This is a genomic window from Petrocella sp. (genome assembly GCF_059865615.1).
Genome location: NZ_JCBCDA010000085.1, coordinates 1 through 24648 on the forward strand (window position 1 = coordinate 1; position 24648 = coordinate 24648).

The window sequence follows — 24648 nt, forward strand, 5'->3', positions numbered from 1 at the left end:
GTAATGGATCAATCTTCTTACCACTTTCATATGGCAGAATAAGCGCATGATAAATATATTCATGAAAATCACTAAGTTTATCTGTTAGTTGCTGCAGCAATGCTCTCATTTCTTTAAGAGCTTTATTTCCTTGCTCTTTTGATCCCTCTATATCAACACGCCTTGATATTTGAACAAGGTCTCTTAAGAAAACCCATAAGAAAGGCTGTTTTTCTAACTCTTTTATATAGCGCTCAAAAAATGTTTCTACTTTTTCAGTTTGTCTAATTGAGCTTATCATATCAAGTATAGTAGAAAGACCTATTATATTTGATTTTGTTTCTTGCTCATTTTCATAAATATTTAAATCCATCATTCTTTGCCAATTATACATCCACATCGTTTCATGGCTTTTTATTAATTGCTGATGACCACTACTAAATACTGCCGTAGCTTCGAAGTGCTCTAGATTATTTTTAACATCTGGACAATAAACAATATCTTTTATCTCCATCAATTCATCTTTTTCGCTACTATTATTTAAAAGAATATCTCTAAGATCCATCAACCAATCACCTCGCCTTCAACTTCTTATTTCATATTATATCGTACAACGTAAAAATTTGCAAAAAGAATCGTTTTTATTTTTTTACTTATTTGTACTTGACAACACAAGAGAGAATATTATACAATCAACTAGACAAGTTAAGTGTTTCATGTTAATCGCTTTTTTGTCGCCGTACTTTGAAAACTTCATACCGAACAAATTCCGTTTCTATTACACCTAATGCTAATTCAGTACACATGGTATAATATGATTAGCAAAATACCTGTGTACTATCGGATAGATAATAAACCAAGAAAGGATGATTACATGAATATAACACTTACCGATAGTAAACCAAAAGGAAACCGAACTTATAGAGTAGAAGACATTGCAGAACTTCTTGACATTGGTCGTACTTCTGCATATAACCTTGTAAAAGAGGGTCACTTCAAAACGGTACGCATTGGAACTTCCATACGAATTTCAAAAAAATCCTTTGATGAATGGCTTGACAGCCTAGCTTAGAAAAGGAGAATTCACATGGCTTCAATTGTAAAAAGAAAAGATTCATGGTCAGTCGTTTACTATTATAAAGACGAAACTGGCAAAAGAAAACAAAAATGGGAGAAGTATTCCGATGAAGCATCAGCACTGAAAAGAAAAGAAATTATCGAGATTGACCAATCCAAAAACACATTTCAAGTACCTACAGCTACAACCCTTATTGAATTAATCAATGATTATGTAGAGTTTGTAGGTAAAGATAAATGGGCTCATTCAACTTACTCTGGTAATATGGGGCTGATTAATAACTATATAGCTCCAATAATCGGTGATACAAAGCTACACGACATTAATAAAGCCTTTATTCGTAATTATTATCACCATACCTTATTAAATACACCTGCAATCACTAGAAAAGGAAGATATGAAGAACGTTTAGTTTCACCATCTATTGTTCGAGAAATACACAAGATTTTAAATCCTGCATTGAGCTATGGCACTGAATATGATTATATTGTAAGCAACCCTGCTAAAAATATCTCTTTACCCAAAGTTATAAAGAAAAAGCGTGATATCTGGGAATTTGAGACTTTTAAGAAAGCCTGTGACTTATGTGATAATGAACAACTGGATGCTATTATGCACCTTAGCTTTTCTTGTTCATTGCGAATTGGCGAAATTCTTGGACTTAAATGGGATGATGTGAATATATCAGAAGAAGCGATTGATTCAAAGAGTGCTTTTATTGATATCAACAAACAACTTCAAAGAGCTTCTCTTAAAAGCATTGAAACCTTAAAGAAAAAGAAAAAAGTAACCTTTATATTTCCACCTGTACTAGCTAATTCACAATCTAGAATTATTCTTATCGACACCAAAACTGAAAGTAGTCAGCGTATTGTATGGCTACCTAAGAGCGTATCAAAGAAGCTTATACGCATACGTGAAATTCAAAACAGTTGGAAAAACATACTTGGTGATGATTATACCGATTATAATCAGGTGTTTACAAAGCCAGATGGTAATCCAACCTTAACAAGAGTTGTCGAAAAGTGGTTTGATGATTTGATTAATCGTAATAACTTACCTAAAGTGGTTTTTCATTCACTTAGACACACCAGTACGACCTATAAATTACGTCTTTTCAAGGATATAAAAGCCGTTCAAGGCGATACGGGGCATTCACAGAGCAAAATGGTTACAGATGTTTATTCTCATATTCTTGATGAAGATCGTCGAACTAATGCTGAACTATTTGAACAGGAGTTTTATCAAAAAGATACGTCGGATTCAACTGATACAGATAAGTCAGAAGATCAAGAGAAATTACTAAATTTAATCAATGAACAACCGGAACTTGCCAAGCAGCTATTAAGTCTAATGAAAAGTATGACTGGTCATAATGATTAGCAAACATAGATTAGATTTTATCTTGATAGTTACATTATTAGCAAATAGCCAAATTCTATTAGCAAGTAAGAAATTAGCAAGCAATATTTATTAGCAAAAAAAATGACCTTCAGCTGTCATTTTATAAATCAAAATTCTAAACATTAAAAAGCTGTAGACTTCTACAATCAGCCTACAGCAACGTCCCTGGCGAGATTCGAACTCACGGCCTTCCGCTTAGGAGGCGGATGCTCTATCCTGCTGAGCTACAGAGACATGGTAAATATTTAGTTATTAGGACCCGCCCTACTTATTACTTAGGAGGCGAGTGCTCTATCCTACTGAGCTACAGAAACTTGTTTATAGATTTAGGATAACCCATATCTATAAGGGGACATACTATGAAATTATACTAAATTCATTGGAAAATGACAAGTGCTTTTACTTTTTGATTAAGTGCCACCTGAATAAATTTATTGCTACGCCTTCTTGTCAAAATCAAATTCAATCTTGCCATGAACCCATCCAGTGCCTTTAAATCGCATGCCCAGTGTCGGATAACCAATCATATCCTTACTGTTAATAAAAACATCTAAAGAAATAGACATACACCTGATTTTTAATCGAAACATTTCCTCATTAGTCGCATTGTTATGAAAAACGCCAATGTCCTCAATGTCGCCCAGTAATGAATAAATATCATCATGATCACCAACCGGTACAAAAAAACCTTCCAATACCGTTAGTATGTCTTCGTTTTGAAGTCTTTCTTGTAAGATCTCAGTGGCTTCTGTGGCTTCCTCGTCCAATATGGTCATTGCTTCTTCATCACCTTTTCTTGCCTGTTCCAATAGTTCTTCACGAATCATTTCTTCTTCCTTTTCAAGAAGTAAATCTGTATCATCTTTTTCAATAGGAAGAATAATTGTACCCTCTGCACAGTATACAACTAAATGGATACCTTTCACATAAATATGGTCATGCTTTTCAGCCATTTTATATTCAACCAGATTTTGAACAAAAAAAGATATTGGCGTTCCTGATTTTATTTCCTCGCAAAAGCCATGGTATACATTTTGCCGATTCAATTTAATCACGTCTACTTCATGGGTATTGGTTAAAAAACGTCCCTGAGAATGGGGAAGGAGGGCATGTACATTTAAGGCCTCATTTTCTTCAATGCTACCTCTTACCATTAGACCAAAATCATCGCCATAAGCCTTATAATATTCCACATTAAGAATGCCTGATTCCGATTCCCAAACAAACTTTTCTGTTGGGTCCTTAATTGTTTCAGCAACCATGCCTTCTGCCTTATCCTTCGTATCAAATTCAGTAAATCCTAACGCTCTTATATATAAAATCATTTTATCACCTTCTTCTACCAACAATTATTTCTAATTGTCATCTTGTGTAAAAACACTATAGCACTAACCCTATTTTTTGTCTAGAACAAAAGTGACTTTGCCCTGTTATAAAATTCTAAACATCCATCATCAAAATCATTTTATGACTACAACATCACAAAACGTTACAAACCATCTCATTAAAAAATGCTTGTAACGCTTTAGTTTATTTAACCGGTATTGTATTCTTTTAGGCCTGTGATGGATATGCTTGAAGGCGAAACAGTTTAACACCATTATCCCAAGTCGCTTGAGTAACTTCTTCTGTTGTAAGTCCTTTGATTTTAGCTATCGCATCTATAATATAGGGCAACATGCTGGAGTCGTTTCTTTTTCCTCTAAAAGGCACTGGAGCAAGATAGGGTGCATCTGTTTCTACCAACAGATTTTCAATAGGCACAGCACCTACCACTTCTACTAATTTCTTTGCATTCTTAAAAGTAATCACGCCACCTATACCTATATAATAACCTAGCTTTACATAACGTAGCGCTGTTTGAGCACTACCACTAAAGCAATGGATGACACCACCAACCTTATGGCCTTCATTTTCAAGTAATACGTCATAAGTGTCCTTAGAAGCCTCTCGACTATGAATAATCATAGGCATATCAAGATTCACAGCCAACTTGATTTGATGTCTAAACCACAGTTTTTGCACTTCAGGGGGTACTGTATCATAATAATAATCCAATCCGATTTCGCCAATTGCTACAACTTTTTCATAGACAGACATAGCTAGAAGCAATTCAAGGTCATGCTCTTTCATAGTCTGTACATCATGAGGATGCACACCTACTGAGCTGAATATGTTCGAATGCATTTTAGCAAGCTCCAGAGATTGTCTTGAGCTTTTCATGCTCGCAGCAGTATTAATGATGATACCAACCCCTGCTTCTTTTACCTTTTTTAATACGGCTTCTCGATCCTGCGAAAAGCTTTTGTCATCATAATGGGCATGACTTTCAAATATCATGAAATCACTTCCTCTTCTACCTAACTTCGCTACCGGATGCAATATCGCCATCAACAGTACCAAGCTTAAGATGTCCTTCTTGATCACTTGCAGCTAGAATCATGCCTTCCGAAAGAACGCCTCTCAGCTTTACAGGCTTAAGATTCGTTACGACTATGAGTTTCTTACCAACCATATCTGCCGGTTCGTATGCATGGGCTATTCCGGATACAATCTGTCTAACTTCTTCACCTATTTTTATTTGTGATACAAGAAGCTTGTCAGCATCAGGATGCTTCTCACATGCAATAACTTCACCAATCTTCATGACCACTTTTGTAAAATCATCAATGCTGATTTCTTCTATAATTACGGGTGGCTTCTCTTTTTTCTTCTCTTGTTTTTGTTTTTTAGGTTTTTCTTCTAACACTTCTGCTAGCGCCGGATTAATCTCTATAAGCTTCTGTTTTTCATCTATTCTGGCAAATAAAACTTCTGCTACACCAACATGCTCACCAACCACGGTTCCCACAAAAGTCTGAATGGATTCCCAATCCTTATGGGATGCATTAATCTGGTCTAGTATTTTTGATGCGGTTTCAGGCATAAAAGCAGATAGTAATACAGCGGATATTCGAATACTTTCAAGTAAATTATATAGAACTGTCCCAAGACGTTCTTTTTGTTCTTCATCTTTTGCTAGTATCCAAGGACACGTTTCATCAATGTATTTATTACTTCTTCTAAGCAATGTCCAGATAGCATCCATAGCTTCAGCAACTTTAAGCTGATCCATTTTTTGGGCTACTCTCCCGGGCGTTTTTATAGCCAAATCTGTTAATTCATGATCGATGGTCTCGGCTTTGGTTGGTGCTTGAATAACACCATCAAAGTATTTCGTTACCATGGCAACCGTTCTGTTAACCAGATTACCTAAAATATTAGCAAGGTCCGAATTGGTTCTGGCTATTAAAAGTTCATAGGTCAGTGTACCATCCTGGGCAAAAGGCATTTCATGTAATACAAAATAACGAACCGCATCTACTCCAAAATGCTTAACAAGCTCTTCAGCATAAACGACATTTCCTAAGGACTTGGACATTTTATCTTGTCCTACCATAAGCCAAGGATGCCCAAAAATTTGCTTAGGTAGCGGTACATTAAGGGCCATCAACATAATGGGCCAATAAATTGTATGGAATCGAAGAATATCTTTTCCAATGATATGTACATCCGCCGGCCAATATTTATTAAATAATGAACCGCTTTCACCTTCAGGGTTGTAGTTCAGTCCTGTAATATAATTACTAAGTGCATCAATCCAGACATAAACGACATGGCCTTCATCAAAGGTAACTGGCACGCCCCAATCAAAGGAAGTTCTTGAGACACAAAGATCCTGAAGACCGTTTTTCAAGAAATTATTGACCATTTCATTTTTACGGGATTCAGGTTGTATAAATTCAGGATGGGCCTCAATATGGGCCATTAATCGCTTTTCATATTTACTAAGCTTAAGAAAATAGGCTTCTTCACTGGTTCTTTCTACCGGTCTACCACAATCCGGACAAACATTCTCTTCAAGCTGTGACTCTGTAAAGAAGGATTCACAAGGTGTACAATACCAACCTTCATAACTGCCTTTGTAGATATCACCTTGGTCATATAGTCTCTCAAAAATCTTTTGGACGGTTTTTTCATGTTCTTCATCCGTAGTTCGTATAAACTTGTCATAACTTGTATTCATAAAATCCCATATATGTCTAACTTCTCCGGCTATTTTATCTACATGGGCTTGTGGCGTTATGCCCTCTTCTTGTGCTTGCAATTGTATTTTCTGACCATGCTCATCTGTTCCGGTCATAAAGAAGACATCATAGCCTTCTAGTCTTTTAAATCTAGCGATGGCATCTGTTAGAACCGCCTCATAGGTGTTGCCTATATGGGGTGTTTTAGACGTATATGCAATAGCCGTTGTGATATAGTATGTTTTCTGGCTCATCAAGGTTCCTCCAATATTTATTAAATGACATATGATTAAGGCATCATATTTATGTTAAAACATGTCATTTTTCTATCCCCATTATATATGTAACGACTCTAAAAAGCAAGGTTTCAAGGACCTAGAGTCAATGTGTCTTCTTAGTCTGGGCTTTTTGGAGGAAATCATATGCTTTCTTATAGTCTCCAAGTTCAAAGTAACACTTACTTAAGTCTTCATAAATCATAGAAACAATTGTATAGCAGGTCTCATCACTGTATGCCTCAATGGCTTTTTCAAGATATTTAATGGCTTTTTCATATTGACCCTTGTTCAAAAATGCAGAGCCTAATACCTGATTATATCTGGCCAAACTATAATTGTCATAATCAATTACATCCACCTTATTACTGTCTTCAATAATACCTTCGTAATCTGCTTCAATAAGCTTAAGATACATTGTTTGAACTTCTCGACTTGCAAGAATTCTATTAACTAGGTCTTTGCTTTTTTTATGATAGGATTTGGCAAGGTCAATTTCCATAAGATATCCACAGGTTTCAGCCAATTGTGCATATACTTTATATAGATATATGTCCGATGACATTAGCAACTCATTTTCATATTTCAGGATTTTTACATAGGCTGATTTGGCCTTTTCATAGTCCCCGTCTTGCATGTACCTATTTCCTAAATACATATAGCTGTTCATATATAAATTCATCATCATCATGCTGCGCATCACCATCGGGTTATGAATGATCTGTTGCTCAATAAGATTGGCACTGGCTAAGTAATCTTTAGATTCATTTAAAACCATTAGTTCTACAATGATGTTAGATAAACTCAAATCTTTATGATTTTCGTCCATAAAATATCCTACGGATTTTCCTAACCGTTTTGCTAAATACTCCATTGTCTTCATAGAGGGGGTGGCTTGATCATTCTCAATTTGGCTTAACATATTACGAGTTATAAAATCTCCCGCAAGTTCTTTTTGTGTCATTTGTAAATGTAGTCTGATTTCACGGATTTTTTGTCCCAATGTCATATCTTCCATATATATCACCTCCCAGTTTAGTCTATACGTAAATTTAATTTACTATTAGTGTATCATCATACCCCATTTTTAGCAATAAAAACCTTAGCTTGACAATATATTTATGAAAGTATACAATAATAGTAAATAGAATTTACTTATTTTTAGGAGGGGATATATTATGTCAGATTGGTGGGAACAACTTAATTCATTACAGAAATTTTTCTATTTTATTGCAATACCTTCCACTGTTATACTTATTCTGCAATCCATTCTTACACTAATTGGATTCGGTCTAGATACAGATATGGATTTGGATGGTGATATAGATTTTGGTGGTGGTGACCCTATTTCAGAGTTTGATATGGATTTAGATTCTAGTCTTGATGTAGATTATGAAAGCTTAGGCGGAATGTCTGATTTTCGTTTTGTAACTTTTAAAGGCTTGATTGCTTTTGCCACCATGTTCGGATGGGTCGGCGCTGCTTTTGCCAGCACTTCTGTTCATTTTGCCATCACCTTACTATTAGCTCTAGCAGCCGGATTATTCAGTATGTTTGTTATTGCTACATTGTTCTATGGTATATCAAAACTTCAATCCAGTGGCAATTTAAATTATCGTCTGGCCATCGGCAAAGAAGCTCAGGTTTATATTCCTATTCCACCCAGTAAAAAGGGACAAGGCAAAGTACAGCTTATGCTTCAAGAACGTTTGATTGAAGTGGATGCAATCACAGAAGAAACTGAAGCCATTGGCACCGGAGAGACCGTTCTTATTGTAGATATGTTAAATGCGACAACCATGGTGGTTGAGCGTTTAAAATAAATAAAGGCACAATTGTGTCAAAACATCATAAAGGAGAGAGCATATGGAAATATTAATTGGTTTAGTGATTTTTGTCGTACTGGTCTTCATGACCATAATGGCATTATTGTCGAGGTACAAAAAGTGTCCGTCTGACAGAATACTGGTTGTTTACGGTAAGGTTGGCAAAGGTGCTTCCGGCGCAAACAAAAGTGCCAAATGTATTCATGGTGGCGCTGCTTTTATTTGGCCGATTATTCAAAGCTATGAATTTCTAAGTCTGACACCCATCTCCATCAGTGTTGATCTCAAAAATGCATTAAGTAAACAGAACATTCGAATCGATGTACCTTCAAGATTTACCGTCGGTGTTTCCACCGAATCCGGCGTCATGCAAAACGCCGCTGAAAGACTACTCGGTCTAAAGCAAGCTGAGATCGAAGAGTTGGCAAAAGATATCATCTTTGGGCAGTTGCGTTTGGTTGTTGCTACCATGGATATTGAGGAGATTAATACCGATAGAGATAAGTTCTTAACCGCTGTTTCTCATAATGTTGAATCCGAACTCAAAAAAATCGGTTTAAGGTTGATTAACGTTAACGTTACGGATATTAAAGATGAGTCCGGTTATATTGAAGCGCTTGGTAAAGAAGCTGCTGCAAAAGCCATCAACGATGCCAAAAAATCTGTTGCTGAAAAAAACAGAGACGGATCCATCGGACAAGCACAAGCACAACAAGATGAGCGTGTTCAAGTTGCCACAGCCAATTCGTTGGCCATTCAAGGTGAAAATGAAGCCAAAGTAACCGTTGCTAATTCTGATGCCATAAGAAGAGAACGGGAGGCCGAAGCTTTAAGACGTGCTACCGCTTCTGAGAAAGTTCAAAATGCAAAAGCCCTAGAAGAAGCATACTCTGCAGAAGAAGCTGCTGAGAAAGCAAGAGCTGCTAGAGAAAAAGCGACCAAAGAGGCCGATATTCTTGTTGAAGCTGAAATCGACAAATCACGTGTAGAGATTGCAGCTGAAGCCATGGCAGAACAAACCCGTCGTCATGCAAAAGGTGAAGCAGATGCAACCTTCTTTAAAATGGATGCACAAGCACGTGGTATCCAAGAGATTCTTACTAAACAGGCCAATGGTTATGAGAAGCTTGTTAAAGCTGCCGGTGATCCAAACTCGGCCATCAAGCTTATTCTTGCTGATAAGATAGAAGATCTCGTCAAAACACAAGTGGAAGCCATTAAAAACATCAAAATCGATAAAGTTACAGTTTGGGACAGTGGTGCTAATGCTGGCAATGGTGAAAAATCATCTACCGCCGGTTTTCTCTCCGGTCTAATGAAATCCATACCTCCAATGCAGGAAATGTTTGATATGGCTGGCATGGATCTACCAAGCTACCTTGGTGCCAAACAGCCTGACTTATCAGATGATCTTCCGATGGATGAGGACAATTCTAAAATGAGCAACGCTCAAGCTGAGGAGTAATCAAATAAAAACAATGTAGTTGCAAATCATAGGGGTCACATCAATCTGATGTGACCCCTATTTGTATTCCTATTCTTATATTAATCTTGCTTCTTCGTTTTAAAGAAATCTTGTACACTGTTAAGAGCCTTAACCAGAACATCCAATTGTTCCCCTTCAAGACGTTTCATGATGGCCTTAATCATCTCATCATGAAAGACCTCATGATGTTTATAAGCATCTGTACCTTTTTCTGTCAGGGACACTAAAACAACACGTCGATCTTTTGCAGAGCGCATTCTTTTGACATAACCTTTTTTTACAAGGTTATTAATTGCGATGGTTAGGGTTCCAACGGTTACTTCCAAAGATTTAGCTATGGATGACATATTCTTTTTCTGACTCAATCCAATCACTTCAATAACGTGCATATCGTTTAAGGAAATATCCTTAAATTCATCTGTTATTAACGCTTTCTCTTCATATGTGAGTATATTATTAAATAATTTAACCAATAGATCATTTAGTGCATCATAGGCTTCATTCAAGGCGTTCACCAACTTTACTTTGATAATCAAAGTATATCGAAACTTACCTCATCTGTCAATTCCTTTATAAGACTTATCTCAAACGCATCACATCGTCATACAAGATAAAAACTATAGCAAACCTATCATATCTTTAACAGAATCAAAAACATAATTCGCTCTTGTTTCACTATTTTGATAATCTACTTTTTTTGTTTCTCCTGAATAGACCAAAACAGTTGCAATTCCGGCATTTATACCCGTTTTTATATCTGTATAAAGTCGATCACCAACCATAATCATATCTGTTTTATTCAAACTATATTTATATGCAATGCTCTCCACCACTTCTTTATTGGGTTTTCCCATCACCTTCGGTCGTTTCCCTGTTGATGCTTCAATCAACGCCGCCATCGCACCTGCGTCCGGCATGAATTTATCGTTTGGTAGGGGGCAATTAAAGTCAGGATGGGTAGCAATATATGTGACGCCTTCTGATATGTACTCGCAAGCAATCCAGAGTTTCTCATAAGTTAATGTTGTATCAAATCCAAGAACAACATAATCCACTATCTGATTTCTTTCTTTCACCAACGTAAAGCCAGCTCTCTCAAACTCATCTTCCAAAGATTTTGTGCCCAGTAAAAAGACTTTAGCACCCTTTTTGTATTTGCTTAGATATAACGTCGTTGCTTCCCCTGATGTAAAAACCTCTTCTTCTGTTACATGAATACCTAAACGGGTTAACTTATCCACATAGGTACTTTTATTCTTCGAAGAATTGTTGGTAAGAAAAATATATCTTTTTCCCTCACTTTTAATTGCCTCTAAGAATTCTTTCGAACCATCAATCAGCACATCTCCTAAAAAGATGGTGCCATCCATATCTAGCAAATATACGGTTTTTTCTTTTAATATTGTCAAAATAGTGCCTCCTATGATGAGTGACCTTCTCTTGGCTTCGCCTAATCCACCGCAGATGAAAAATCCTTTTCATCTTTAACTTGTGGATTACCATCGCTAAGTAATTCTATGTGGGAAAATTCTGCTTAACTTAATTTTCCCACAGAATTTCTAAGCTCTTGGCTTCGCCTAATCCACCGCAGATGAAAAATCCTTTTCATCTTTAACTTGTGGATTACCATCGCTAAGTAATTCTATGTGGGAAAATTAAGTTTTAACTAAATAGATTTAATGTGAAGAGTGCAACGCCTTCGGAATAGGTTACAAGTAGAAGTACCGCTATAAGGGCTACTATAAAAGGCCATACTTCTTTGATGAAGTCTTCTAGCTTTACATTTACAATAGAACATACGGTGAACATCATGGATCCAAAGGGCGGTGTTAAACCTCCGACCATTATATTTACAATAAAGATCATACCAAAGTGAATCGGATCAACACCAAACATCTTAACCGCTGGAACAAGTAGTGGCGCTAAGATAACAAGAGCTGCCCCACCTTCAATGAACATACCTATAAAGAGCAATAGTATATTGATGACCATTAATAAGACAAAAGGGCTGTCTGTCATATTCACTAAGAATTCCGTGATTATTTGTGGGATTCTCTCAAGAGTAAGATAGTAACCAAATACTTTTGCGCTGGCAATAATTGCCATAACTGCGCCGGTGCTTTTAACTGTATCCATTAGAATCAAAGGAATGTGCTCAATTTTTAGTTTTTTGTAAACCACAAAACCAACGATTGTTGCAAATACAACCGCAATACCACCCGCTTCAGTAGGTGTAAAAATACCAAAACGCATACCCATAATAATGGCAAAAGGAATAAACAATGCCCATACAGATACAATAAACTGTTTGAAAATAGCCATTGGTGATGACATTTTTTCACGACTGGGTTGATAATTTCTTCTAACTGAAATGATATGAACTGTAATCATCAAGGCAAGTGCCATAAGAATTCCTGGCATATAAGCCGCTAAAAACATACTTCCAACAGATACATTGGCAATCAATGCATAGAGTATAAGGTTCGTTCCTGGAGGAATAACCGGACTGATTGCAGAAGAAGCTGCTGTTATAGCCGCTGAAAACGGCCTAGAGAAACCTTTTCGTTCCATTTCAGGTACAAGTATTTTGGATTGCATGGCAGCATCAGCGTTAGCTGAACCGGATATACCACCCATTAATGCACTTAATAGTACATTAACTTGTGCCAAACCACCTTTTGTATGACCAACTAAAACATCGGCAAAGTCCATTAAGGCCTTACTGATCCCTGAATGATTCATTACAGATCCCACCATAATAAAGAACGGTACTGCCAAATATGGAAAAGATTCGACAGCGGTTACAAATTGCTGAATCACCATTTGTATGGGCATCGATGTGTTAATAAATATAAAATAGAACAGTGATGCGCCCATTAGGGCAAATGCAATTGGAATATTAAGAAAAAACAAGATAAAGAGTACGCCTATCGGTAATAAAGCTTCCATATTAATATTCCTCCTTACGATCTTTGAGCTGCTCTAATTGTTCTTCTAATAGATGCTCATCTAAGTCATCTTCAATATCTATATTGATATCATGGTCAATAAATATCTTTCTAAAGCTTTGTATTAAGAAATAAATAGAATAAATTGATATCAACCCAAATGATACAATGATAGAGGCATAAATATACTTGTATGATACCTCAAGGGCTGCTGTTATTTTTGTAGATCCTAGCACATATAAAATACTGTAATAGAACATTGTACCGGATAAGACTGTTACAGCCAAAGATGTAATGAATACAACCACTGACTGACCTTTTTTAGGTACTAACTTAGTTAAGACCTCAACACCAATTAAGCCTTTGGTTTTATATGCATTGGCAAGGCCTAAAAAGATTGTCCATACAAAGCATCCTACAGCAATTTCTTCAGCCCATGTAAAGGTGAACTTTAGAAAATACCTGGTAAAAACATTCATGATGACGATGACGGATGTAATGGCTAAGAATATGGACCCAACATAAAGTTCAAAATGTACACCAATATGCCTTAAATGTTTATTCATGGTGACCTCCTATTTCTGTTTTTCATCTTTAGACCTTAATAACGTTCCTCCTAAATTGTAGGAGGAACGCTATTAAGTTAAAGATTAGAAGCTTTTATTGATTTATTTTTATTGATTTGCCTTTATTATTTCTAATTCTGCTAAAATTGCTTCATAAATACCTGGTGTCCATTGATCAAATTTTGTAAATACTGGTTCCGCAGCTTTTAGGAATGCATCTGAGTCTACTTCATGGAAAGTTACACCTTCTTCTTTTAGAAGCTTTGCCATTTCCTCTTCTGCTTTGATGGTTTCTTCTAAGTTTTCTATCATACCTTTTTCAAATTCTTCTACAAGAATAGTTTGCTCTTCTTCTGTTAATTTATCCCATAGTTTAGTAGAAATTGATATTGCAGAAACACCTAATAAATGGTTGGTTAAAGAATACTCTTTAACATTTTCATATTGTTGTGTTCCATAATAGGTCATGATTGAACCTTCAATACCATCAATAACACCTTGTTGAAGCGCTGCATATGTGTCTGGATAAGGCATTGCAACCGGATTTCCGCCCATAGCTTCTATTGTGAATGTATATAATTGACTGGTGGGAACACGAATATTCAAGCCTCTCATGTCTTCTGGTTTCGTGATTGGTGTTTTGGTCATCATACTTCTAAAACCAAATATCCAGTCCAAAGAAAGTACTTTTATGCCATACTCATCTTCAATTTTCTGATTCATTGCTTGTACAAGTGGTGTTTGCATCATTGCAAAAAACTCATCAAAGTTTTTGTATAAAAATGGCCCTGTTACTGCATTGTAATCCGGTACATAGTCGCCAAGGAAGTTAATACCTTCAACCATGATCCAGTCAGAACCTTGTACGATTTGTTCCATACCGTCTTTACCGATTGGTAAAACACCATTGGTGAAAAGTTGTAATTCTAATGAGCCATTACTTCTTTCATTGATTGCATCTACAACTTTAACTAAAGAAATAGCTGTTTGCTCATTATCAACAAATTTTGTACTGACTGTGATTACCTTTTTTTCTACAGGTGTTGCTGGTGTTTCTGTCGCTGTTTCATCCGTTGCAGAAACCGCTGTTGTCTCTGCATCTGTTGTTGCTTTTGCCCCACAACCTGCTAGTGACAAAATCAAAACCAGTGCCATTAAAATTGATAAAAACTTCTTCATTTTACTTCCTCCCAGTTTAAATGTTTTGTTGTTATTTTCTTGATTAGTATTGCTTAGCTACTATAAAAACTATATAGCTATTCAATAAAATCAGCAATCAACTATCCTGTTTTTTTGTTGAATAATATGAACTCACTTCATAATTTATGTCTTTTATTGTATTTTTAAACATTAAATCCACTTATATATTCCATTCTATGGATAAATTATACATCTTCTTTTCAAAGAAGAAAGCTGACTTTGTCACACTACATGACTTTATGATCAAGATAAAGGGAAATAAAAAAAGCCTCAAAGGCTTTAAACCTTTGAGACACTTTAACTTACTTGGCAACGTGTAATCTATTAGGAAATCATCGTCGCTTCCTTATTATTAATACGGGTCATACAATAGTGGATAATATCACTTCTTTTGATAATGCCTATGAAAATATTCTGATCATCAACAACTGGAACATAGGCTTGAGTAGATGCCATATCAATAATAGAGTCAATACTTGATCCAATAGAAATAGCGTTGATATTATAGTGACGCTTAATCTTTCTTAAGCTTTGTTGTTCAATAATCTCTATGCTGTAGTTGCAATGGTCCTTAAGATGCCAAAGTATATCACCTTCTGACAAGCTATCTACATACCGTCCCTTCTCGTCCAAAACCGGCAAACTTGTATACTTGTGTTGTTTCATAACTTCCAAGGCTTGCCCTACTGTGTACTTTTTTTCAAGTGTGATGACTTCACTCTTTGGTGTCAAAAAAAACGCAACATTCATTTATTCACTCACCCTTTCCAAACACAACCTAATACATTAACACTCTATTATAATAATACCATATTAATATGAATGGAATGTGTAAAAACTATTTAAAATCTATTAACAAGAAAAAGTGGTGAAACCACGTTATGAGCTTCTAACCATAAAAAAGTTTACTGACAAATGCTTTTAATATGGCCGCATCACCATCTGAACGTTCTATTTCCTTAACAATCGCCGATCCTACAATGACACCGTCCGCAATAGTTTCCAGACGTTTGACATCTTCATAATCCGCTATTCCAAATCCAATGGCTACCGGTAAAGAAGTCTGAGACTTGACATCCTTAATGTAGTCCTCAATATCCTTTGCAAATTCAGAAGTACGACCGGTAACCCCAAGTGATGAGACACAATAGACAAAACCATTACATTCACTGGTAATAAGTGTTACTCTATCCTTTGAAGTCGGTGCTACTAAGGGAATCATTTCCACACCATATTTTTTCATATAGGGCAATATCCCTTCCCGTTCTTCGTAAGGAATATCTGGAATGATTAATCCATCAATTCCCACCATAGCACATCTTGCAATAAACCTTTCTACTCCGTAAACCATCAGAGTGTTCGCATACATAAGAAAAAGCATCGGTATATCTGTAGCGGTCCTACACCTAGCTGCTAATTCAAAAACTTGCTCCACTGTTACGCCGCTCGCTAAGGCTCTAGTAGATGCAGCTTGAATAACCGGTCCGTCTGCCAAGGGGTCTGAATACGGAACTCCGATTTCCACAATATCTGAACCACCTTCTATCAAGGCTTTGACCAACTCAAAGCTCTGATCTATACTGGGATCTCCCGCAGTCAAAAAGCTGATATGGGCTTTTTTACCTTCTTTTTTTAGTTTCATAAATGTCGCTTCTATTCGATTCATGCTATTGCCTCCTATTTGTTTAGTTTTTCAAGACCGGTCTTGCCGTCTCTAAAATAATCCATAACGGTATGGGTATCCTTATCGCCTCTTCCCGAAAGATTAATGACAATAATTTCTTCCGGCTTCATCGTTGGGGCAATTTTCATAGCATAGGCTATGGCATGAGAGCTCTCAAGAGCAGGAATAATACCTTCTATTTTTGAAAGCATTTCAAAAGCATCTAAGGCTTCTTGATCTGTAATCATTTCATAGGTTGCCCTTTTAACATCTTGTAGATACGCATGTTCTGGCCCGACACCGGGATAGTCAAGTCCCGCAGATATGGAATGTGCCGGTATGATGTTACCATTTTCATCCGTTAAAAGCATCGTTTTCATACCGTGGAGCACACCCAAGGTGCCACCTACCGCTTTATTAAGTACCACAGCGTGTTTACCCGTTTCTACACCTAATCCGGCAGCCTCAATACCAATCAAATCCACTTTGAGGTCTTTAACAAAAGGATAAAAGATGCCCATCGCATTGCTACCACCACCTACACATGCAATAATCTTATCCGGTAGTCGTCCTTCTTTTTCAAGTATTTGTCTTCTGGTCTCATCACCAATAACCCTTTGAAAGTCTCGAACCATTGTTGGATAAGGATGAGGGCCCACAACCGACCCAATAACATAAAAGGTGTCTTCCACAGTCCTAACCCATTCCCTAATGGCTTCATTAGTGGCATCCTTAAGAGTAGAAGTCCCTGATGTCACTGTAACAACCTTAGCGCCCAATAACTCCATCCGAAATACATTTAGTTGTTGTCTTTGAACATCTTCCTCACCCATAAACACTGTACATTCCATACCAAATAAAGCCGCGCCGGTTGCTGTTGCCACACCATGCTGTCCTGCCCCCGTTTCTGCAATCACTTTTTTCTTTCCCATTCTTTTTGCCAGTAAAATCTGACCAAGAACATTGTTAATCTTATGTGCACCTGTATGATTTAGATCTTCTCTTTTTAAATAGATTTTGGCACCTTTTAGAATTTCAGTCAAACGCTGTGCCAAATATAAAGGTGTTTCCCTCCCTACATATTCCTTAAGATAATAGCGATATTCCTTCATAAATTCTTCGTCTTTTGAGTACTTATCAAAAGCTGCTTCTAATTCTTTTAATGGGTACATCAACGCCTCCGGTACATACTGACCGCCAAACCGTCCAAAATTCTTATTCATCTTCCATTTCCTCCTCATAATACTTAGCCAATATTTTAAATAACTTATCCACTTTTAGTGGGTCTTTCATTAACTTTGTTTCTAGTCCGGAATTAAAATCCAATACATCCGGAATTATATTCTCTAAAACAGATAAAATGTTTTCCGGTGATAATCCGCCTGCTAGTATCAACTTCTGAGATATATACCCATAATCATTGACCCATTTATGATTAAAAGACTGGCCTGTACCTCCTGTCGCACCTTTATAATAAGTGTCCAGCAGCACCCCATCACAATCCGGGTATTGCCTAATCTCTAGAAGGCTATTCTCATTTTCAATCGGAATGCTTTTCCATACTTCAACAGGTATTTTTAATACTTCATCATTGGTCTCTTTGCCATGCAGTTGTACCACATTCAAATCACATTCTACTATAGCCCTTTTTATTTCTTCATAAGTAGCATCTACAAAAATACCAACCACCTTGATATCTTTTCTAATTAAAGGCCTTATTTCTTTTCCTTTTTCCAAACTAACTTGACGTTTACTGGGTGCAAAAATTAGTCCTACATAATCTACCGGATATCTGTTGATGAATGCGATTTCCTCTTGGGTTTTGATCCCGCAAATCTTAACTTCAAATCCCTTTGCCATCATATGCCTCCTTAAAAGCTTTCGCCATTAATCTAATGTCTCCACGCATAAAACTCTCACCCACCAATACGCCATCAATATCCACTTTTTTTAAAATGGTAAGATCTTCCGGTCTATGTATACCGCTTTCACTTATGACCAATTTGTCTTTTGGCACATAGCTTCTCAACTTAAGTGTGGTTCTAATATCTGTTTTAAAGGTCTTTAGATTCCGATTGTTAATACCTATAATCCTAACATCTCCTTTAAGCGCCTGCCCAATTTCATCCTTCGTATGGGTTTCCATTAATACTTCCATCCCAAGACTTTTTGCTAACATACTGTACTCTCTTATTTGTACATCTGTTAATATGGCTACAATCAACAAGATACAACTTGCACCAATAGCTCTTGCATGATAAACCTGATTGGCTTGAACAATAAAATCTTTATACAATATTGGCATTTCAACCGTTTTGGCTACTTTAGCAAGGTAGCGCGCATGACCCATAAAAAAATCTTCCTCCGTTAAAACTGAGATAGCATCTACTGAATGAGCATAAAGCTTAGCAAGGGCAACTGGGTCAAAATCTTCTTTGATTAACCCTTTTGACGGTGATGCTTTTTTTATTTCTCCGACAATAGATAAACCATCCTTTACAATTGCATCGTAAAATGAAGGTGGTGTCTTGGTCCTTGTTATTTGTTCTATCAATTCTTCAATTACTAAAGGTTGATCCTTAAGTCTTTTTTCTTTTTGACTAACAATGTCTTTCAAAAATAATCTTTTTGACATGAATTCACCTCTTACCAAATTCTTGAGTTTTGGTCGCAAACGCTTCAAGCTTGGAAATGGCAAGGCCTGTGTTGATGACATGCTTTGCAAGTTCTATACCTTCTTGTATATCTTTCACCTTGTCCGCTATAAATAAAGCTGCTCCAGCATTTAAAACTAATATATCCCTCTTAGGTCCAATAATCTCACCACTTAAAACCTGTCTTAGAATCTGAGCATTTTCTATAACATCACCACCTTGAAGATCTTCTAAAGTAGCTCTATCAATACCATAGTCTTCCGGTTTGATTATATAGCTTACTATATTTCCATCTCTAAGCTCAGATACAAAAGTTTCATCGGTTACTGTAATCTCATCTAGACCATCTTTTCCGTGAACCACCATAGCTCTTTGTACACCTAAGGCTTGAAGTACTCTGGCAAAAATATCTACCAAAGCTTTATCAAATACCCCCAGCACTTGGGATTTTGCATTAGCCGGATTGGCCAATGGTCCTAAGATATTAAAAATCGTTCTAAATCCCAATGCTTTTCTGGTTGGGCCTACGTGACGCATAGCGCTATGGAAAGTGGGAGCAAATAAAAAGCCAATCTGTAGTTCATCAATACAAGCTTTAACTTGTTCAGGGTTTAGATCGATTTTCACCCCACATGCTTCAAGTACATCTGCGCATCCACACTTGCTGGATACAGAACGGTTACCATGCTTTACAACCGATACACCGGCCGCAGCTGCTACAACCGCAACCGCTGTAGATATATTATAGGTACCACTACTATCACCTCCAGTGCCACAAGTATCAAGCGTTTCAGTATCTTGCAAGTCAATGGACAAGGCCTTTTTTCTAAGAACTTTGGCACCGGCTACAATCTCATGGAGACTTTCTCCTTTGATTTTTAGAGCTGTCAAAAAACTAGCAATCTCAGCATCACACTTTTCACCACTCATGATTTCATTCATATACATCATCATTTGTTCTTCTGTTAAGTCTTGTCCTATCATCAATTGGTCCAATAATTCATGTGCCATCTTTATACCTCCTAACATAACATGTTTACAAAGTTTTCAATGATTTTTCGACCTTGAGGCGTCAGTATAGATTCTGGATGAAACTGAAGTCCATATGTTAAGTGGCTCTTATGTTTCATAGCCATAATCTCGCCTTCTTCGGTTTTAGCCAGTACATCAAAACACTCTGGCAAGGTTGCATATTCAACGACCAAGGAATGGTACCTCGCAACTTCAAGATTTAAATCCATGTCACGAAACAGGTCATTCTTAGTTAAGGATATGGTAGAACACTTACCGTGATAAAGCTCTTTAGCATGTATAATTTTGCCTCCAAAAGCTTGTCCGATACATTGATGACCTAAACAAACGCCCAGTATGGGTATTTTACCAGAAACCTTACTAATTATATCAAGACAACTACCCGCATCCACCGGTGCTTTAGGACCGGGGGATAGGATCATTTTATCCGGTTTTAAACCAAGCAGTTCGTCTGCTGTTATTTTGTCATTGCGTATGACTCGAATGTCCTTTTCATAGACACCGACAAACTGATAAAGGTTGTAGGTAAATGAATCATAATTATCTATTAGTACAATCATAAATGCCTCCTTGACTTATATGTGAATGGCTTTAATTTGAGCCTCTGCTTTATTTCTTGTTTCCTCATACTCCATAGTTGGATCTGAATCTGCTACGATACCGGCACCGGCTTGTATATATACCTTTTCATCTTTAATAATCATAGTTCTTATGGCAATACACATATCCATATTCTTGTTATAACCAAAATAACCGATTGCGCCACCGTATATACCACGCTTGCTTTCCTCTAGCTCATCAATAATCTCCATGGCTCTTATCTTGGGTGCACCCGATAATGTACCTGCCGGGAGAAAACTCATTAAAACTTCAAACATATCCTTATCTTCATCTTTCTCTCCTTCTACTAAAGAAACCAAATGCATTACATGGGAGTATTTTTGGACTTTCATGTAACTGGTCACTTCAACAGAACCAATCTTAGCAATCTTACCCATATCATTACGCCCTAGATCCACCAACATATTATGTTCCGCTCTTTCTTTTTCATTCTCTAACAAATCCTTAGCCAGTTCTTCGTCTTCCATAGACGTTACTCCTCTTTTTCTAGTCCCAGCAATCGGACAGTTCTTAATATGATTGCCTTTCATTTCTACTAACATTTCTGGTGAAGATCCAACAATGTAATAAGACTCAAAATTGAAGTAAAACATATAAGGCGATGGATTCATTCTTCTAAGTTTTCGGTAAAGCTTAAAGGGTGAAGTGTTACATGTAGCGCTCCATCTTTGAGATAAAACCACTTGGAAAATATCTCCTTCATAGATGTATTTCTTTGCCTTTATCACCGCCTTTTCATAGATTTCTTGACTAATGTTACTCTCAAATTTTAGTTCTTGCTCCAACTTATCTTCTTCTAAATTAGCTTCTCTTTTTAACTTTTCTTCGATGTCGTCAATACGTTTTCGGGCTTTTTCAGCGCCTGAATCTGTTATTTCCTCCAACACCACAATATGCAATTGATTAAAAAAATGATCATAAGCCAATATTTCTGTTACAAACATGAGCTGTAAGTCCGGTGTCTGGAGTTCATCCGGATTCCTTAAGGGAATATCTTCGTATTGTCTAATCATGTCATATCCAACCGAACCGACGGCACCGCCGATAAATGGTAAATCTGTCCTATTCTCTACATCATAATAGTCCATTTCTTTTTTTACCACATCAAGGGCTCTACCTTCATAAATTATGACTTCATTATTTGTGACGACTTCAACTTTACTGCCATAGGCTTTAATCACTTTATCCGGGTTACAAGCCATAAAAGAATAACGGCCTTTGGGTTGTTCTTTACTCTCAAGAAGAAATCCCATTTTATTTCTAACATATTTTGAGTATAAGGTAATGGGTGTTTCAGTATCACAAGCTATAATGTGTTCATAAGTAATAAGTTCCTTTTTATTCATCATATATCCTCCACTATGCACATGCTTCTCTCTTATTTCTGACCGGTTTATGATATAAAAAAAAACCAAATCCTTCCCTTTTATGGGACGAATTGGTTTCGCTATGCCACCCAAGAGTACTATCATCATGGTAAGCTGTTTTTATAAACCGCTATAAAAACAAAAAAACACCTCGTCTTGAGACGAAATGCCATCGTAACCACTCAAATAATACCTACTGTCTAACAGATACGGAATAAATCGATATCCTGACTCTATAACGGGAGTTCCCGGCCCAAGCTACTGTAATTTCACTCTGCATCTCATGGAACCATTCTCATACTTTCCTTGTACCGTACCTCACACCAATCGACGGCTCGCTTAACAATTCCAGTCTACCAAAATATCCTGTAGACAATATGATACTTTTTCCAATCACTGATATTTGAATATGTTTTTTGTATTATATCACAATCCTTTAATACTGTAAAGTGATAATTTAGTATTGGTTGCGTTAATTTACTGTCGGAAAAGTAAGGATAGAAAAATCCTGATGAGATATTATGAGTTCTGTAAAAACCATCTTACCATAGTTTTGAAATTCTTTGTACTTTTTCTATTGATTTTCAGCACTGAAAGGTAAATTTGATACTACAATTATCAAAACTAGTTCAATCCCTTTTTCCAAAAGTTTTTAACGCTTATCTTCTTAATATGAAAAGTTATCCACAATATAGGGTGCACTTAGCTAACCTATATTATCGCTGTTAATAACTTTATGCAATTAGCACGCGTATCCTATATACACACAACTCCCTTCCTTTGCGTGTTACTAAGATGGTGTTTTTCTTATCTGCATTCTCTTATGTTCTAAGTCTTCTTCTTTAAGCTCTTGTTTTCTTAGACATTCCAATAAACCTTCTGATATCATCTTCAAAGTTCTTTTTATTATTTTGATATCCTTTATACCATTTTCATATAACTGAAGTAGTATATCTGCCAATTGTGTTATTAAATAATGGTTTTTCATAGCATTGTAATCTAGGCTGTTTGCGTGGGTTATCATATATCTATAGTTTTTTTGTAACTGTTCAGAACCTCTAGTCAAAGATGGAGTCTGGAGTTCCTGAACAGTTACAACTGAATAATCAATTCCTGAACCAAAAAAGTTCTGACAGTTTCAAATCGATATTGGGAATAGCCTCTTTCTATTTGCAAACATTTTTCCGTATTATCTACAGCCAAATAGAAATCCAAAAAGCACTTGTAAAAGAATACTACTAACTAATTAATTTATACTTGTATATCATGATTTTTTTTCAAACTCGAATAGATTTTTACTGGTATTAAGGACACTACAAATCCCAGAATAAATAAAAATATATTTTTGTATTTTACTATTACTACTGGCACCTCAATTGAGTTAGTAATAATGTTATTTAGTAACAAAACTAAGCCAATTTGACAAATTAATAATGACACTATTGTGATGACATATATTTGTCTTATTAGAAACTTTCTTTTATTTCCAATGATCACTGTTTGACCACAAACATAGCCAAGTGTGAAATTAATTACTGCTAATGAAATTATTAATAATTCATAAGCCGGCTTATTTCCTGCAATTGTTAGTTGTAACACCATATCAGATATTATACTATTTGTAAAAAAAGCAACCACTGCAATAGCTAATACAATAATCATGAGTACTCTATAATTTTTCACGAAACTTCCTTCCTAACCCACTAATGATAACTTATCATAAATAGTGATTTGCTCTATAAAAGACCTACGAACCGTAAAAATCATGAGCAGTTCTAAGGTCTAATATATAATATTATCAAACAAAAATAACGCCTTACTGTGAGATAACTTTGATTTAATCATACCTCAGTATTAAAAATAGCACCTTTCCAAATTAATCTCTAGGAGTTTTGAGGTATTTTATTGCTGCCGCGCAAAATAACAAAAGTGTCACTACTTCTAGTATTCCTTTGAAAATCCCTAAGTAAAAAATGGGCATATCGCCATACCTCCACAAAACCGTATTCATTATGTTATAGCTTAATTAAAAGAAATATACACTATTAATTCTGTGTTCTGATAATTCACTAATAATTGATCCTATCCATGGATCAACATATGAGGCTAGTAACTCACCTTTAATACTACCATCACAGAAAGTGCCTACGCCACCTATTTTCCAAGTGTTTTGTGTTTCAGTCCAACTGTCAAAGTTTATTGCTGTTCCATATCGCATACTACTCAAATTACCGCCATACATGTAAGTGCCCGTATCCGCATTTGCCGTACATTTAAAAGTTGTCCTGATTTTGCAACTACCAACAGTGTTTTTAATGTTCGCATAGGTTGACTGACTATAAGATTGTTTGTCTTTGTTCTGTTACTTTATTCAGCGCATCATCACGCTGTCTCTCTGCTTTTAATAGCTTTTTTTCTAACCGTTTATTTTCCTTTTCTAGTTTTGCCTCTTTTCGATTGAGCTCTCTTTGAAGTTCCTCAA

The 24648-nt window shown here is 36.3% G+C and carries 25 protein-coding genes and 1 tRNA gene; 4 read left to right on the forward strand and 22 right to left on the reverse strand.

Annotation, left to right across the window (positions count from 1 at the left end):
• A partial coding sequence (locus AC6F8J_RS09640) for a hypothetical protein (protein ID WP_500722916.1) occupies nt 1-544 on the reverse strand: 544 nt, incomplete at its 3' end.
• Nucleotides 545-853: 309 nt separating this feature from the next.
• Here AC6F8J_RS09640 and AC6F8J_RS09645 point away from each other — a divergent pair.
• Both AC6F8J_RS09645 and AC6F8J_RS09650 read left to right on the forward strand, forming a co-directional pair.
• A complete protein-coding gene (locus tag AC6F8J_RS09645) occupies nt 854-1051 on the forward strand; it encodes a helix-turn-helix domain-containing protein (protein ID WP_500722918.1) in 198 nt (65 codons plus the stop codon).
• Between the two features lie 15 nt (nt 1052-1066).
• Nucleotides 1067-2440: a tyrosine-type recombinase/integrase gene (locus AC6F8J_RS09650; RefSeq protein ID WP_500722920.1), complete on the forward strand. Its 1374-nt coding sequence runs from the start codon at nt 1067-1069 to the stop codon at nt 2438-2440.
• A 181-nt stretch (nt 2441-2621) separates the two neighbouring features.
• Here the strand turns inward: AC6F8J_RS09650 and AC6F8J_RS09655 are convergent.
• The 5 genes from AC6F8J_RS09655 to AC6F8J_RS09675 all read right to left on the reverse strand — a co-directional run bounded on the left by AC6F8J_RS09655 (nt 2622) and on the right by AC6F8J_RS09675 (nt 7821).
• Nucleotides 2622-2695: transfer RNA gene (locus AC6F8J_RS09655), tRNA-Arg, on the reverse strand.
• Nucleotides 2696-2898: 203 nt separating this feature from the next.
• A complete protein-coding gene (locus AC6F8J_RS09660) occupies nt 2899-3786 on the reverse strand; it encodes a DUF3881 family protein (RefSeq protein WP_500722922.1) in 888 nt (295 codons plus the stop codon).
• A gap of 229 nt (nt 3787-4015) precedes the next feature.
• Complete coding sequence (locus tag AC6F8J_RS09665; RefSeq protein ID WP_500722924.1) at nt 4016-4801, reverse strand: TatD family hydrolase; 786 nt, start codon at nt 4799-4801, stop codon at nt 4016-4018.
• 16 nt (nt 4802-4817) lie between these two features.
• Complete coding sequence (metG, locus tag AC6F8J_RS09670) at nt 4818-6782, reverse strand: methionine--tRNA ligase (RefSeq protein ID WP_500722926.1); 1965 nt, start codon at nt 6780-6782, stop codon at nt 4818-4820.
• A gap of 127 nt (nt 6783-6909) precedes the next feature.
• The gene (locus AC6F8J_RS09675; RefSeq protein WP_500722928.1) at nt 6910-7821 is read right to left on the reverse strand and encodes a tetratricopeptide repeat protein; all 912 of its coding nucleotides are present in this window, start codon (nt 7819-7821) and stop codon (nt 6910-6912) included.
• A gap of 160 nt (nt 7822-7981) precedes the next feature.
• On the opposite strand from AC6F8J_RS09675, the gene AC6F8J_RS09680 reads away from it, so the two are divergent.
• Nucleotides 7982-8626, forward strand: coding sequence for a hypothetical protein (locus AC6F8J_RS09680; protein WP_500722930.1), 645 nt, complete (start codon nt 7982-7984; stop codon nt 8624-8626).
• Nucleotides 8627-8669: 43 nt separating this feature from the next.
• Nucleotides 8670-10094, forward strand: coding sequence for an SPFH domain-containing protein (locus tag AC6F8J_RS09685; RefSeq protein WP_500722932.1), 1425 nt, complete (start codon nt 8670-8672; stop codon nt 10092-10094).
• 80 nt (nt 10095-10174) lie between these two features.
• Here the strand turns inward: AC6F8J_RS09685 and AC6F8J_RS09690 are convergent, their stop codons facing one another.
• The 16 genes from AC6F8J_RS09690 to AC6F8J_RS09765 form a co-directional block, all read right to left on the reverse strand.
• The gene (locus AC6F8J_RS09690) at nt 10175-10651 is read right to left on the reverse strand and encodes a transcriptional regulator, SarA/Rot family (RefSeq protein WP_500722934.1); all 477 of its coding nucleotides are present in this window, start codon (nt 10649-10651) and stop codon (nt 10175-10177) included.
• Nucleotides 10652-10732: 81 nt separating this feature from the next.
• Nucleotides 10733-11524, reverse strand: coding sequence for an HAD-IIA family hydrolase (locus AC6F8J_RS09695; protein WP_500722936.1), 792 nt, complete (start codon nt 11522-11524; stop codon nt 10733-10735).
• A gap of 253 nt (nt 11525-11777) precedes the next feature.
• Nucleotides 11778-13064, reverse strand: a complete 1287-nt coding sequence (locus AC6F8J_RS09700; protein WP_500722938.1) for a TRAP transporter large permease subunit — start codon at nt 13062-13064, stop codon at nt 11778-11780.
• Between the two features lies 1 nt (nt 13065).
• Nucleotides 13066-13629 (reverse strand): TRAP transporter small permease subunit, encoded by a 564-nt coding sequence (locus AC6F8J_RS09705; protein WP_500722940.1) that lies wholly within the window; start codon nt 13627-13629, stop codon nt 13066-13068.
• A 108-nt stretch (nt 13630-13737) separates the two neighbouring features.
• The gene (locus AC6F8J_RS09710) at nt 13738-14808 is read right to left on the reverse strand and encodes a TRAP transporter substrate-binding protein DctP (RefSeq protein WP_500722942.1); all 1071 of its coding nucleotides are present in this window, start codon (nt 14806-14808) and stop codon (nt 13738-13740) included.
• Nucleotides 14809-15153: 345 nt separating this feature from the next.
• On the reverse strand, nt 15154-15579 hold the full coding sequence (locus AC6F8J_RS09715) for a CBS domain-containing protein (protein WP_500722944.1): 426 nt from the start codon (nt 15577-15579) through the stop codon (nt 15154-15156).
• A 139-nt stretch (nt 15580-15718) separates the two neighbouring features.
• Nucleotides 15719-16495: a tryptophan synthase subunit alpha gene (gene trpA, locus AC6F8J_RS09720; protein WP_500722946.1), complete on the reverse strand. Its 777-nt coding sequence runs from the start codon at nt 16493-16495 to the stop codon at nt 15719-15721.
• Between the two features lie 11 nt (nt 16496-16506).
• Entirely contained in the window at nt 16507-17715 is a 1209-nt protein-coding gene (gene trpB / locus AC6F8J_RS09725) for a tryptophan synthase subunit beta (protein WP_500722948.1), read from the reverse strand.
• Nucleotides 17708-18352: a phosphoribosylanthranilate isomerase gene (locus AC6F8J_RS09730; protein WP_500722950.1), complete on the reverse strand. Its 645-nt coding sequence runs from the start codon at nt 18350-18352 to the stop codon at nt 17708-17710. Before AC6F8J_RS09730 ends, trpB begins: the two co-directional genes overlap by 8 nt.
• Complete coding sequence (gene trpC, locus AC6F8J_RS09735; RefSeq protein ID WP_500722952.1) at nt 18336-19127, reverse strand: indole-3-glycerol phosphate synthase TrpC; 792 nt, start codon at nt 19125-19127, stop codon at nt 18336-18338. The genes AC6F8J_RS09730 and trpC overlap by 17 nt, the downstream gene beginning before the upstream one ends.
• A gap of 4 nt (nt 19128-19131) precedes the next feature.
• Nucleotides 19132-20157 (reverse strand): anthranilate phosphoribosyltransferase, encoded by a 1026-nt coding sequence (trpD, locus tag AC6F8J_RS09740; protein WP_500722954.1) that lies wholly within the window; start codon nt 20155-20157, stop codon nt 19132-19134.
• Nucleotides 20158-20168: 11 nt separating this feature from the next.
• The gene (locus tag AC6F8J_RS09745) at nt 20169-20738 is read right to left on the reverse strand and encodes a glutamine amidotransferase-related protein (protein ID WP_500722956.1); all 570 of its coding nucleotides are present in this window, start codon (nt 20736-20738) and stop codon (nt 20169-20171) included.
• Between the two features lie 15 nt (nt 20739-20753).
• Nucleotides 20754-22148: an anthranilate synthase component I gene (gene trpE, locus AC6F8J_RS09750; RefSeq protein ID WP_500722958.1), complete on the reverse strand. Its 1395-nt coding sequence runs from the start codon at nt 22146-22148 to the stop codon at nt 20754-20756.
• 808 nt (nt 22149-22956) lie between these two features.
• The gene (locus tag AC6F8J_RS09755; protein WP_500722960.1) at nt 22957-23190 is read right to left on the reverse strand and encodes a hypothetical protein; all 234 of its coding nucleotides are present in this window, start codon (nt 23188-23190) and stop codon (nt 22957-22959) included.
• A 227-nt stretch (nt 23191-23417) separates the two neighbouring features.
• Complete coding sequence (locus AC6F8J_RS09760) at nt 23418-23828, reverse strand: hypothetical protein (protein WP_500722962.1); 411 nt, start codon at nt 23826-23828, stop codon at nt 23418-23420.
• A 364-nt stretch (nt 23829-24192) separates the two neighbouring features.
• Nucleotides 24193-24408 carry a hypothetical protein gene (locus AC6F8J_RS09765; RefSeq protein ID WP_500722963.1) on the reverse strand — a complete coding sequence of 72 codons (216 nt, stop codon included), beginning with the start codon at nt 24406-24408 and terminating at the stop codon, nt 24193-24195.
• Nucleotides 24409-24648 lie beyond the last annotated feature (240 nt).

Coding starts and splice junctions, on each gene's coding strand:
- AC6F8J_RS09645 (WP_500722918.1), top strand. CDS start 854: ATGAATATAACACTTACCGATAGTAAACCAAAAGGAAACCGAACTTAT.
- AC6F8J_RS09650 (WP_500722920.1), top strand. CDS start 1,067: ATGGCTTCAATTGTAAAAAGAAAAGATTCATGGTCAGTCGTTTACTAT.
- AC6F8J_RS09660 (WP_500722922.1), bottom strand. CDS start 3,786: ATGATTTTATATATAAGAGCGTTAGGATTTACTGAATTTGATACGAAG.
- AC6F8J_RS09665 (WP_500722924.1), bottom strand. CDS start 4,801: ATGATATTTGAAAGTCATGCCCATTATGATGACAAAAGCTTTTCGCAG.
- metG (WP_500722926.1), bottom strand. CDS start 6,782: ATGAGCCAGAAAACATACTATATCACAACGGCTATTGCATATACGTCT.
- AC6F8J_RS09675 (WP_500722928.1), bottom strand. CDS start 7,821: ATGGAAGATATGACATTGGGACAAAAAATCCGTGAAATCAGACTACAT.
- AC6F8J_RS09680 (WP_500722930.1), top strand. CDS start 7,982: ATGTCAGATTGGTGGGAACAACTTAATTCATTACAGAAATTTTTCTAT.
- AC6F8J_RS09685 (WP_500722932.1), top strand. CDS start 8,670: ATGGAAATATTAATTGGTTTAGTGATTTTTGTCGTACTGGTCTTCATG.
- AC6F8J_RS09700 (WP_500722938.1), bottom strand. CDS start 13,064: ATGGAAGCTTTATTACCGATAGGCGTACTCTTTATCTTGTTTTTTCTT.
- AC6F8J_RS09705 (WP_500722940.1), bottom strand. CDS start 13,629: ATGAATAAACATTTAAGGCATATTGGTGTACATTTTGAACTTTATGTT.
- AC6F8J_RS09710 (WP_500722942.1), bottom strand. CDS start 14,808: ATGAAGAAGTTTTTATCAATTTTAATGGCACTGGTTTTGATTTTGTCA.
- AC6F8J_RS09715 (WP_500722944.1), bottom strand. CDS start 15,579: ATGAATGTTGCGTTTTTTTTGACACCAAAGAGTGAAGTCATCACACTT.
- trpA (WP_500722946.1), bottom strand. CDS start 16,495: ATGAATCGAATAGAAGCGACATTTATGAAACTAAAAAAAGAAGGTAAA.
- trpB (WP_500722948.1), bottom strand. CDS start 17,715: ATGAATAAGAATTTTGGACGGTTTGGCGGTCAGTATGTACCGGAGGCG.
- AC6F8J_RS09730 (WP_500722950.1), bottom strand. CDS start 18,352: ATGGCAAAGGGATTTGAAGTTAAGATTTGCGGGATCAAAACCCAAGAG.
- trpC (WP_500722952.1), bottom strand. CDS start 19,127: ATGTCAAAAAGATTATTTTTGAAAGACATTGTTAGTCAAAAAGAAAAA.
- trpD (WP_500722954.1), bottom strand. CDS start 20,157: ATGGCACATGAATTATTGGACCAATTGATGATAGGACAAGACTTAACA.
- AC6F8J_RS09745 (WP_500722956.1), bottom strand. CDS start 20,738: ATGATTGTACTAATAGATAATTATGATTCATTTACCTACAACCTTTAT.
- trpE (WP_500722958.1), bottom strand. CDS start 22,148: ATGATGAATAAAAAGGAACTTATTACTTATGAACACATTATAGCTTGT.
- AC6F8J_RS09755 (WP_500722960.1), bottom strand. CDS start 23,190: ATGATAACCCACGCAAACAGCCTAGATTACAATGCTATGAAAAACCAT.
- AC6F8J_RS09760 (WP_500722962.1), bottom strand. CDS start 23,828: ATGATTATTGTATTAGCTATTGCAGTGGTTGCTTTTTTTACAAATAGT.
- AC6F8J_RS09765 (WP_500722963.1), bottom strand. CDS start 24,408: ATGTATGGCGGTAATTTGAGTAGTATGCGATATGGAACAGCAATAAAC.